At 62.8% G+C, this 11843-nt stretch carries 7 protein-coding genes; all 7 read left to right on the forward strand.

What is annotated here, in order from left to right; all coding sequences use genetic code 11:
* Positions 1-144 precede the first annotated feature (144 nt).
* The 7 genes from LGN10_RS10890 to LGN10_RS10920 all read left to right on the forward strand — a co-directional run bounded on the left by LGN10_RS10890 (position 145) and on the right by LGN10_RS10920 (position 11843).
* Positions 145-2067, forward strand: a complete 1923-nt coding sequence (locus tag LGN10_RS10890) for a PrkA family serine protein kinase (RefSeq protein WP_027784391.1) — start codon at positions 145-147, stop codon at positions 2065-2067.
* A gap of 125 nt (positions 2068-2192) precedes the next feature.
* Positions 2193-3461: a YeaH/YhbH family protein gene (locus LGN10_RS10895; RefSeq protein WP_006476064.1), complete on the forward strand. Its 1269-nt coding sequence runs from the start codon at positions 2193-2195 to the stop codon at positions 3459-3461.
* Positions 3458-5134, forward strand: a complete 1677-nt coding sequence (locus tag LGN10_RS10900; RefSeq protein WP_059584130.1) for a SpoVR family protein — start codon at positions 3458-3460, stop codon at positions 5132-5134. Before LGN10_RS10895 ends, LGN10_RS10900 begins: the two co-directional genes overlap by 4 nt.
* A 234-nt stretch (positions 5135-5368) precedes the next feature.
* The gene (locus LGN10_RS10905; RefSeq protein WP_059584128.1) at positions 5369-6673 is read left to right on the forward strand and encodes an MFS family transporter; all 1305 of its coding nucleotides are present in this window, start codon (positions 5369-5371) and stop codon (positions 6671-6673) included.
* A 1028-nt stretch (positions 6674-7701) separates the two neighbouring features.
* On the forward strand, positions 7702-8232 hold the full coding sequence (locus tag LGN10_RS10910) for a fimbrial protein (RefSeq protein ID WP_226223252.1): 531 nt from the start codon (positions 7702-7704) through the stop codon (positions 8230-8232).
* 24 nt (positions 8233-8256) lie between these two features.
* Positions 8257-9015: a molecular chaperone gene (locus LGN10_RS10915; RefSeq protein WP_226223253.1), complete on the forward strand. Its 759-nt coding sequence runs from the start codon at positions 8257-8259 to the stop codon at positions 9013-9015.
* Between the two features lie 179 nt (positions 9016-9194).
* Positions 9195-11843, forward strand: a complete 2649-nt coding sequence (locus LGN10_RS10920) for a fimbria/pilus outer membrane usher protein (RefSeq protein ID WP_226223256.1) — start codon at positions 9195-9197, stop codon at positions 11841-11843.

Raw genomic sequence — 11843 nt, forward strand, 5'->3', positions numbered from 1 at the left:
AGCGGTGTTGTCGAGAATGACGAACTTCATACGAAGAGTTCGTGAAAAAAAATAAGAAAGGGTTTAGGATGAATTCGAACGCGCTTGCTTCTGCGCAGTCATACGAAGGCAGGCACGTCTTCAGACTCAGGCGAGGGAGGTAGCATGGATATTTACAGCAGCTTCGCGAACCGCTTCGAAAAAACGCGAGAGGAAGAGCTCTCGCTGGAGGAGTATCTCGCGCTCTGCAAGAACGATCCATCCGCGTACGCGACGGCTGGTGAACGCATGCTGGAAGCAATCGGGGAACCTGAACAGATCGATACCCGCAACGACCCGCGCCTGTCGCGGATCTTCGCGAACAAGGTCATCAAGGTGTATCCGGCATTCCGTGAGTTCTACGGAATGGAGGAGGTGATCGAGCAGGTGGTCGCGTACTTCCGCCACGCTGCGCAAGGTCTTGAAGAGAAGAAGCAGATCCTCTATCTGCTGGGCCCGGTGGGCGGCGGCAAGTCGTCGATCGCCGAGCGCCTGAAGCAACTGATGGAGCGCGTGCCGTTCTATGCGCTGAAGGGCTCGCCCGTCAACGAATCGCCGCTCGGGCTGTTCGACTACGACGAGGATGGTCCGATCCTCGAGGAACAGTACGGCATTCCGCGCCGCTACCTGAAAAGCATCCTGAGTCCGTGGGCCGTCAAGCGCCTGCACGAATACAACGGCGACATCCGCCAGTTCCGCGTGGTGCGCCGCTATCCGTCGATCCTGCGGCAGGTCGGCATCGCGAAGACGGAGCCGGGCGACGAGAACAACCAGGACATCTCGTCGCTGGTCGGCAAGGTCGACATCCGCAAGCTTGAGCAATACGCGCAGGACGATGCCGACGCGTACAGCTACTCGGGCGGCCTGTGCCTCGCGAACCAGGGTCTGCTCGAATTCGTCGAAATGTTCAAGGCGCCGATCAAGGTGCTGCACCCGCTGCTGACCGCGACGCAGGAAGGCAACTTCAAGGGTACCGAAGGTTTCGGCGCGATTCCGTTCGACGGCGTGATTCTTGCGCACTCGAACGAGTCGGAGTGGAAGGCTTTCCGCAACAACCGCAACAACGAGGCACTGCTCGACCGGATCTTCGTCGTGAAGGTGCCGTACTGCCTGCGCGTGTCGGAAGAGATCAAGATCTACGAGAAGCTGATCCGCAATTCGTCGCTGGCCGAGGCCGTATGCGCGCCGGGCACGCTGAAGATGATGTCGCAGTTCTCGGTGCTGTCGCGCCTGCACGAGCCGGAGAATTCGAGCCTGTTCTCGAAGATGCAGGTGTACGACGGCGAGAATCTGAAGGACACCGATCCGAAGGCGAAGTCGTACCAGGAGTATCGCGACTACGCGGGCGTGGACGAAGGGATGACCGGCGTATCGACACGCTTCGCGTTCAAGATCCTGTCGCGCGTGTTCAACTTCGACACGAGCGAGGTCGCGGCGAACCCGGTGCATTTGATGTACGTGCTCGAACAGCAGATCGAACGCGAGCAGTTCCCGCCGGAAACCGAGCAGAAGTACCTGTCGTTCGTGAAGGACGTGCTCGCGTCGCGCTATGCGGAGTTCATCGGCAAGGAGATCCAGACGGCGTATCTCGAGTCGTATTCGGAGTACGGCCAGAACATCTTCGACCGCTACGTCACGTATGCGGACTTCTGGATCCAGGACCAGGAATTCCGCGATCACGACACGGGCGAGAGCTTCGATCGCGCCGCGCTGAATGCGGAGCTGGAGAAGATCGAGAAGCCGGCCGGGATCAGCAATCCGAAGGATTTCCGCAACGAGATCGTGAACTTCGTGCTGCGCGCACGGGCGGCGAACGCTGGCAAGAACCCCGTGTGGACGAGCTACGAGAAGTTGCGGGTCGTGATCGAGAAGAAGATGTTCTCGAATACCGAGGAACTGTTGCCGGTCATTTCGTTCAACGCGAAGGGCTCGGCGGAGGAGCAGCGCAAGCATGAGGACTTTGTGAACCGGATGGTCGCGAAGGGCTATACGCCGAAGCAGGTGAGGCTGCTTTGCGACTGGTACCTGCGCGTGCGCAAGTCGTCATGACACGCGCGGTATCGCGCCCGTACGGCGAGTCCGTACGGGCACTTTCAGAGGCGCCACCCGCATGACGGCAGACGGCATGCGCGGCGAGTGCCCCGGCAGATCGACTTTCGAGCGGGAGACCGGGAGTGCTTCATCAAATCATCGACCGCAGGCTGGCCGGCAAGAACAAGAGCATCGCCAATCGCGAACGCTTCCTGCGTCGCGTCAAGAACTACATTCGTCGCGCCGTGTCCGACGCGGTGCGCGACCGTAGCATCAAGGATATCCAGAGCACGCAGAGCATCACGATCCCGCGCAAGGACATCGCGGAGCCGAATTTCCGGCACGCGCCGGGCGGGCGTCGTGAATACGTGCACCCCGGCAACGAGGACTACGTGCGCGGCGACAAGATCCCGCGTCCGCAAGGCGGCTCGGGGGGCGGCGGCAGTCAGGCGAGCAACGAGGGCGAAGGGCAGGACGACTTCGTGTTCGAGCTGTCGCGCGACGAGTTCATGCAGTACTTCTTCGACGATCTCGAACTGCCGCGCCTCGTGAAGACGCACCTGCTGACGGTGCCGAGCTGGAAGAACGTGCGCGCGGGCTGGTCGGCGGAAGGCACGCCGAACAACATCGACGTCGTGCGTTCGCTGCGCAGCGCGCTCGGCCGGCGCATCGCGCTCGGCTCGCCGCTCGTCAACGAGTTGCGCGAGCTCGAGGCGCAGCTCGAAGCGCTGAAGAGCGACCCCGAAGACCGCCGCGCGGAAATCGCGACGCTCGAAGCCGAGATCCATCACCTGAAAGGGCGCATCTGGCGGATTCCGTTCATCGACCCTTTCGACCTGCGCTACATCAACCGCGTGAAGCAGCCGCAGCCGTCGAGCCAGGCCGTGATGTTCTGCCTGATGGACGTGTCGGGCTCGATGGACGAACAGCGCAAGGATCTTGCAAAGCGCTTCTTCATCCTGCTTTACCTGTTCCTCAAGCGCAACTACGAGCGCATCGAAGTGGTGTTCATCCGCCACCATACGCGCGCCGAGGAGGTCGACGAGGACACCTTCTTCCATTCGACCGAAAGCGGCGGCACGGTGGTGTCGAGCGCGCTCGAACTGATGCGTAAGGTAATGGACGAGCGCTACTCGCCGACCGAGTGGAACATCTACGGCGCGCAGGCGTCCGACGGCGACAACTGGACTGACGATTCGCCCAAGTGTCGCAAAATCCTGGAAGAGGATATCCTCACCAAGACGCGTTACTTCGCGTATATCCAGGTCGCGCCGGAAGAGCAGAACCTGTGGCTGGAATACGCGCAACTGGCCCTGTCGCAACCGCATCTCGCGATGAAAAAAGTGGAATCGGCTGCGGACATTTACCCGGTGTTTCGCGAATTGTTCGAAAAGCAGGTGGAAATGTCATGACGAGCCGCCATCTGCACAACGAGTCGCGCGGCTACGAGCCGCGCCCTTCCGGCGACGACACGGCCGGCCCTGCCGCATCGCAGCAACCCGGGCAGGCCGAGCCGCCGCCGGCCGCCGACTTGCCCGGTTCCGGGCAAAAGGAAGCGCGTATGAACGTTGCCGAACGCAAGCCGCTGCCGTGCCCGTCCGACTGGACGTTCGAATTGCTCGAGGAATACGACACGCACATCTCGCAGGTTGCCGAACAATACGAGCTCGACATCTACCCGATCCAGCTCGAACTGATCAGCGCCGAGCAGATGATGGACGCGTATGCGTCGGTCGGGATGCCCGTCAACTACCGTCACTGGTCGTTCGGCAAGCACTTCCTCGCGACCGAGAAGAGCTACCGCCGCGGGCAGATGGGCCTGGCGTACGAAATCGTCATCAATTCGAACCCGTGCATCGCGTATCTGATGGAAGAGAACACGATGACGATGCAGGCGCTCGTCATCGCGCACGCGGCGTACGGGCACAATTCGTTCTTCAAGGGCAACTACCTGTTCAGGCTGTGGACGGACGCGCACGCGATCATCGACTATCTCGTGTACGCGAAGAATTACGTCGCGGAATGCGAGGAGCGCTACGGCCTCGATCGCGTCGAGGAACTGCTCGACTCGTGCCATGCGCTGATGAACTACGGCGTCGACCGCTACAAGCGGCCGCAGAAGCCGTCGCTGTCGAAGGAAGCGGCGCTGCGGCGCGAGCGCGAGGCGTACCTGCAATCGCAGGTCAACGAACTGTGGCGCACGCTGCCGGGCAAGAAGCCCGAGCTGACGGAGGAGCAGGAAGACCGCTATCCGCCCGAGCCGCAGGAGAACCTGCTGTATTTCGCGGAGAAGAATGCGCCGCTGCTCGAACCGTGGGAGCGGGAGGTGATCCGCATCGTGCGCAAGATCGGCCAGTATTTCTATCCGCAGCGGCAGACGCAGGTGATGAACGAAGGCTGGGCGACGTTCTGGCACTACACGCTGCTCAATACGCTGTACAACCAGGGGAAGCTGGAAGACGGCTTCATGATGGAGTTCCTGCACTCGCACAGCAACGTGGTCTACCAGCCGCCCGTCACGAAGCCGTACTACAGCGGGATCAACCCGTATGCGCTCGGCTTCTCGATGATGAGCGACATTCGCCGGATCTGCGAAGCGCCGACGGAAGAGGACTACAAGTGGTTTCCGGAGATCGCGGGCACGCCGTGGCTGCCGGCGATGCACTACGCGATGCGCAACTTCAAGGACGAGAGCTTCATCGCGCAGTACCTGTCGCCGAACCTGATCCGCGAGATGCGGCTGTTCTCGGTGCTCGACGACGACATGCGCGATTCGCTCGAGGTATCGGCGATCCACGACGATTCCGGCTATCAGTACGTGCGGCAGGCGTTGTCGCGGCAGTACGACATCCATCACCGCGAGCCGAATATCCAGGTATGGGCCGTCAACACGCGCGGCGACCGCAGCCTCACGCTGCGCCACTTCATGACCGACAACCGCCACCTGTCGAACGACAGCGACGAAGTGCTCAAGCACATGGCGCGGCTCTGGCAGTTCGACGTGTACCTGGAAAGCGTCGACGAGGCCGGCACCGTGCGCAAGCGCTACGAGTGCCGCTACGTGCCGCCGGAGGTACGCGTGTGATCGTCGCGGGTCGAACATGTTTGCATCAGACGCCAGCCTGCCGGCTGGCGTTTTCATATGACGAACGGGTGACGGGAGAAAAATTTTCTACATCCGGACGAACCCGCAAAGCCTGTTACTTTACATTTCGCTAAAATCCCGTAGCGCCGTGCGCCGGAACCGGTGCCACGCGCGACCGCACGCGGCGGCCCCGGCCGTCTCGCCCAGAAAGCACTAAAAGGAACAGACCAACCCATGGACGTCCAGACCGACCAAGCTGCGCTGTCCGCGCATGACACCCGGCGGCGCGTGTTCGCCATCGTCGGCGCCTCATCGGGCAACCTCGTCGAGTGGTTCGACTTCTACATCTATTCGTTCTGCGCGCTGTACTTCGCACCGGCGTTCTTCCCGAGCGGCAACACGACGACGCAGCTGCTGAACACGGCCGGCGTGTTCGCGGCCGGCTTCCTGATGCGTCCGATCGGCGGCTGGCTGTTCGGCCGCATCGCCGACCGTCATGGCCGGCGCGCGGCGATGATGATCTCGGTGCTGATGATGTGCGGCGGCTCGCTCGTGATCGCGGTGCTGCCGACCTATGCGCAGATCGGCGCGCTCGCGCCGGCGCTGCTGCTGGTCGCACGGCTGTTCCAGGGCCTGTCGGTGGGCGGCGAGTACGGGACGAGCGCGACCTACATGAGTGAAGTGGCGCTCAAGGGCCGGCGCGGCTTCTTCGCGTCGTTCCAGTACGTGACGCTGATCGGCGGCCAGCTGTGCGCGCTGCTGGTGCTCGTGATCCTGCAGCAGACGCTGTCGGCCGGCGAGCTGAAGGCATGGGGCTGGCGCATTCCGTTCGTGGTCGGCGCGGCGGCCGCGCTGATTTCGCTGTACCTGCGCAAGTCGCTCGACGAGACGTCGACGAGCGCGTCGCGCGACAAGAAGGACGCGGGCACGATCCGCGGCGTGTGGCAGCACAAGGGCGCGTTCTTCACGGTGGTCGGCTTCACGGCCGGCGGCTCGCTGATCTTCTACACGTTCACGACGTACATGCAGAAGTACCTCGTGAACACGGCCGGCATGCACGCGAAGACGGCCAGCAACGTGATGACCGTCGCGCTGCTCGTCTACATGCTGATGCAGCCGGTGTTCGGCGCGCTGTCGGACAAGATCGGCCGCCGCACGTCGATGATCCTGTTCGGCTCGTTCGCGGTGATCGGCACGGTGCCGCTGATGCATGCGCTGAAGGACGTGACGAGCCCGGTGGCCGCCTTCGTGCTGGTGACGGTCGCGCTGGCGATCGTCAGTTTCTACACGTCGATCAGCGGCCTCATCAAGGCCGAGATGTTCCCGCCGGAAGTGCGCGCGATGGGCGTCGGCCTGTCGTATGCGGTGGCGAACGCGATCTTCGGCGGCTCGGCCGAGTACGTCGCGCTGTGGTTCAAGTCGATCGGCAGCGAGGAAACCTTCTACTGGTACGTGACCGTGCTGTGCGCGATCTCGCTGATCGTGTCGTGGCGGATGCGCGATCCGAGCAAGGAAGGGTACCTGCGTCACGAGCCGTGATCGCTTGCGCCGTGCGCGCATGTGCATCGTGACGAACGTCCCGCCAGCGGCGGGACGTTTTCGTTGGTGCGCGCGATTCTGCCGGGGCGACGCGCGGTCGGGATCCGGTGCCGGAGCCTGGACAGGCGCGGGCATGAGCGTACGCCGTCATATCGATATGGAAATCGATTCGTTGCCTGTTGCGGGCGATTTCCTTACTCTGAACCCGTAGTTCGTGTGACACCTCCTTGACTGGGATTCGCGCCCGCTGCTTGCAGCGGGCGTTTTTTTGTGTGCTGCGCCCACTGCCGGGCGAGGAGCGACGAAGCCTGGCCGGCTCTCGGCTTGACGACGCGCATGGGACACGTCCGTAATAGTGCGGGTGTCGATATAACCGGTCCAAGATGCGGATTTGCAACCGCGAGTCGGGAAGGCGTGCCAATTCCCATTGCCAATTTACGTTTGCGCCGTTAAGTCATCAAAGAATGCCTGGTACGCATTGCGCCCGACCATGCGATTTGTCCCTTTCTCTATATTCATTAATAGTACGCTACTGATTGCTTTAATTTTGATATAAAGAATTTCTGGCATTTTTGGCGAGTGTGAATATTTTTTAACGATTCGGGGTGACTGCAAAAAATAATGGAGTCGAGCCATGTTTCGGTGCTGCCCGGGAAGGCTATTCGGCGGCAGTGCACGCATTCCGCTCGATCTGCGCAGATGGCCGAAACTATGCCGGTTGGCTGATATCGAGCCGGTTCCGTGATTAGGATTTATCCGAACGGACGAGGATTCCGATATTTCTTACTCGTCCGATATCGGAAAGTCATCCAAATAAATAGAATGACTGCGGTCGTCATATTTCGGTTGAAGTCATCCAGTCTTCCGGAATAAGGCGATCCGATCGGCGGTGCCGGCAAGCGGTGGAAGGCTGAATACCCGTGCGCCGATCGTCTCTTCCGAGAAAAATCGTCCATTTTTAGAGGAATCCAACGATGAAAATGAATCTGCTTCGGGGTTGCGTTGCAGCGGGTGTCGCGAGTGTCGCCATGGTGCCGTCGGTTTCGCACGCGTTCGATGGCCAGCTCGATTTCTACGGCAGCATCTCCGACGTCACCTGCAACATCAATGGCGAAGCGCCCGGCCCCGGCAACCGGAAAGAGGTGCAGCTCGGCGATCGCATCAGCCCGGGCACGTTCGACAAGATCGGGGCGACGTCGACGCCTGTCGCGTTCAATCTGGCCATCGGCGGCAATACCGGTTGTACCAACAACACGAAGGTCGTGATCGAATTCGATCCGGTGTCGGTGAACATCAACCCCGCCACGGGCAACCTGAAGCTCATCGGCACGAAACCGGCGGAAGGCGTCGAGATCCAGATCAGCGATGCGGGCAACGGCAAGGCCGGCAAGATCATGCTCGGCAAGCCGCAGAACATCACCGAAGCACAGGTCGCGACCGTCCAGAACAACGTCGCAACGCTCAGCTATACGGCGTCGTATGTGTCGACGGCCGCACCGGATGCGATCAAGACCGGTTCGGGTAACTCGTTCATCCGCTATCTGCTTGCGTACCACTGATCGGCGCATTACCTGTTCCATGTCATGACCTTGTCAATTCGTCATCCTTATTTACAAGTCGTGGCCGGTGTCATGGCGTGGGCCGCCTGCGCCACGCTGGCGCAGGCGGCGCTTTTGCTGGACGGTACGCGGGTGATTTTTCCCGAGCGCTCGCGCGACGTCACGGTCCGTATGGAAAACTCCGGTTCCGATCCGGTGCTCGCGCAAAGCTGGATCGACGACGGCCGCGCCGACGTTCCGCCCGAGCAGATGCGCACGCCATTCGTCGTCACGCCGACGCTGGCGCGCGTCGAGGCGGGCCGCAGTGCGGTGCTGCGCATCACCAACATGCAGGCGAAGTTGCCGGCCGACCGTGAATCGGTGTTCTGGCTGAATGTGCTGGAGGTTCCAACGGTGCGTCCCGATGCGGACAATCAGCTGCGTTTCGCGTTCCGAACCCGTATCAAGCTGTTTTATCGGCCTTCGTCATTGGCAAACGACGTCGATATGGCACCGGACAAACTGGTGTGGAAGGCGTCGACCGATACGTCGCATGCGGGCGAACGGCAGATGTCGCTCGAGGTCTCCAACCCGACGCCGTATTACGTTTCGTTCGGGATGGTCGAAGGCGGCTTCGGCGGCACGTTCGTGTCAGCCGGTGGTGGGATGGTCGCGCCGTTCGCGTCGCAGCGTTTTCCGTTGCGAGGCGCCGCCGTGCCGTCGCATCGCCCGACGGCCGTACGTTACATGCTCATCGACGATTACGGCGGCCGCACCACGATAACGAAAAAACTGACCGACTGAGCAGTCGATCCACGCAACGCATCCGGAAGGCACCATCCAGTATGCCGGATTCCCTTTATCAATTCGGTATACGAACTAATTGAATCCACATGCGCAGTTCAGCAGGTTTCCAATCTTCATGCGCGACGGGGCTTGCACCCCGGTTGCCGCAGCGGCCGTGTCTGCTGGCGGTCGTATCCGTGTTCGCGACGGTCGCGATGGTGTCGGGTACGGACGCCATCGCGGACACGATCGACACGGCGGCGCAGGAGGACGAGCGTCGCGCGGCCGCGGGTACGGCGCCGGCCGACCCCGCGGCGGGCGCGACGCGCTTCGACGATTCGATGCTGATGCACGGCCCGGACAGCGAGCCGATCGATACGACGCCTTTCGAGCGCCCGAATACGGTCCCGGCAGGCGTGCATCGGGTCGATCTGATCGTCAACGGACTGTGGCGTGGCGTGGAGGACATCACGTTCCGCCCCGATGCGCGCGGCGACGTGATGCCTTGCTACGACAAGGCACTGCTGCAGCGGGTCGGCGTCGACCTCGACCGGAGCGCGCGCGGCCAGGATGGCGACCAGCCGCTGAACCCGATGCCCGACGGCACGATCTGCGATGCGCTGTCGCGCTACGTGCCCGGTGCCGCGTTGTCGTTCGATGCGGCCGAGCAGAAACTGTATCTGACGGCGCCGCAGTTCTATATGCGGCTCGCCAGCCGGAGCACCTACGTCGATCCTTCGAACTGGACGAACGGCGTGCCTGCCGCGTGGCTGAACTACAGCGCCAGCGTGTTCAACACGCGTTCCAGCGGCTACGCGTTCTCGCAGCTCTACACCGGGTTGTCGATGGCCGCGAGCGCCGGGCGGTTCCGAATTCGGCACAACGGCAACCTCACGTGGTCACAGCGCAGCGGCACCCGCTATCAGCGCGGCTATGTATACGCACAAACCGATCTGCCCGACTGGCGCGCACAGTTGCTGGCCGGCGAAAGCTCGACCAACGGCACGCTGTTCGACGGTGTGTCGTTCCGCGGTGTACAAATCTCCAGCGATGACCGGATGCTGCCCGACGAACAGCGGGACTATGCGCCGGTCGTGCGGGGCGTCGCGCAGTCGAATGCCAAGGTGTCGATCTACCAGCGCGGCTATCTCGTTCACGAGACGACCGTCGCACCGGGGCCGTTCACGATCGACAACCTGCAGGCGATGAGCTACGGCGGCGACCTCGACGTGACGGTGACCGAGGCCAACGGCGAAACGCGCAGCTTCGTGGTTCCGTTCGCGACGACGGTCCAACTGTTGCGGCCGGGCAGCACGCGGTTCAGCGCGATGGCCGGGCAGGCGATCGAACTCGGCGGCGGCACCGACATCGGCACGCAGTACGTCGGCCAGTTCACGGTGCGGCGAGGCATCAGCAACGCGGTGACGGCCTACGGCGGCGCCGCGTTCGCGAACCGCTACCAGTCGGTGCTGACGGGCGTCGCGCTCAATACGGCGATCGGCGGTTTCGCGGCGGACGTCACGGTCGCGCGCACCCAGCCGCAAGGCAGCGAGCGCATGACCGGCTCCAGCGTGCGCGTGTCGTACAGCAAGAACCTGCCGAACAGCGGCACGAACTTTTCGCTGCTCGCTTATCGCTACTCGACCAAAGGCTATCTCGGCCTGCGCGACGCGCTGCTGCTGAATGCCCAGAGCAACACCGGCGCGGGTCTGGCATCGATCGCGCGCGTGCGCAATCGCGTCGACCTCAACGTGAGTCAGCAGGTCGGGCGCACGGGCAGCGTCTACGCGAACGGATCGGCGCTCAGCTACTGGGCGGGGCGCGGGCAGACGCTCAGCTTCACGCTCGGCTACAACACGCAGTGGCGCGACGCCACGATCACCGCGTCGGTGCAGCGCGTGCGCAATCTGTCCGTGATGGACCGGTCGTTCGGCGGTACGTCGGGCAGCACGCTCGTGAGCCTGAACGTGTCGATTCCGCTGGGTCGCAATACGCGGCGCGCACCGATCTTCAGCTCGTTCGTCACGCATGACAGCAGCACCGGTACGAGCGCGACGGCCGGCCTCGCGGGCCGTTTCGGCCAGCAAAACGGCGGATCGTATTCGTTGTCGTCGAGCTACGACGGCAGCAATCGCGCGTCGTCGGGCAGTTTCGGCGTCGGCTATCAGCGGCCGGCCGTGTCGCTGTCGGCGAATGTCGGCATCGGGCGCGATTATCAGCAGGCGTCGGCGAACGCAACGGGCGGCCTGGTGCTGCACCCGGGCGGCCTGACACCGGCGCCCACGTTGAGCGAGACCATCGGCGTCGTGCATGCGCCGAACGCGCGCGGCGCATTGGTGGCAAACACCACGGCACGCGTCGACCGCTTCGGTTACGCGATCGTGCCGAGCCTGATTCCGTATCAGCTCAACAAGGTCGACATCGACCCGAAGGACGTGCCGGAAGACGTCGAACTGAAGACCGTGTCGCACAGCGTGGCGCCGCGCTCCGGTTCGATCGTCATGCTGTCCTACGACACGGTGAAGGCGCGCGCGCTGCTGATCGACGCGCAAACTGACGACGGTCGGCCGCTGCCGTTCGCCGCGCGCGCGCTCGACGCGCATACCGGTGCGGCGCTCGGCGTGGTCGGGCAGGGTAGCCGGCTGTTCGTGCGCAGTCCCGCGGAAGACGGCCAGATTCGCGTCGAATGGGGCACGCGCGCCGATCAGCAATGCGTGATCGATTACGCGGTGCCGGCCGCGCAGCGTGCGGGAACCGGCTACGTGACGCTGAGCGGCGTCTGCCGCGCGACGACGGTAGTGCCGACGCCGGTGGCATCGGCGGCCGATCGTATTGGCGAGCGCTAG

Origin of the sequence: Burkholderia sp. AU32262, assembly GCF_020419985.1 — a bacterium.
GTDB lineage: Bacteria > Pseudomonadota > Gammaproteobacteria > Burkholderiales > Burkholderiaceae > Burkholderia > Burkholderia semiarida.

Excerpts from the sequence above, each read along its gene's own strand:
- LGN10_RS10915 (WP_226223253.1), top strand. The coding sequence starts at position 8,257 with ATGACCTTGTCAATTCGTCATCCTTATTTACAAGTCGTGGCCGGTGTC.
- LGN10_RS10890 (WP_027784391.1), top strand. The coding sequence starts at position 145 with ATGGATATTTACAGCAGCTTCGCGAACCGCTTCGAAAAAACGCGAGAG.
- LGN10_RS10910 (WP_226223252.1), top strand. The coding sequence starts at position 7,702 with ATGGTGCCGTCGGTTTCGCACGCGTTCGATGGCCAGCTCGATTTCTAC.
- LGN10_RS10900 (WP_059584130.1), top strand. The coding sequence starts at position 3,458 with ATGACGAGCCGCCATCTGCACAACGAGTCGCGCGGCTACGAGCCGCGC.
- LGN10_RS10905 (WP_059584128.1), top strand. The coding sequence starts at position 5,369 with ATGGACGTCCAGACCGACCAAGCTGCGCTGTCCGCGCATGACACCCGG.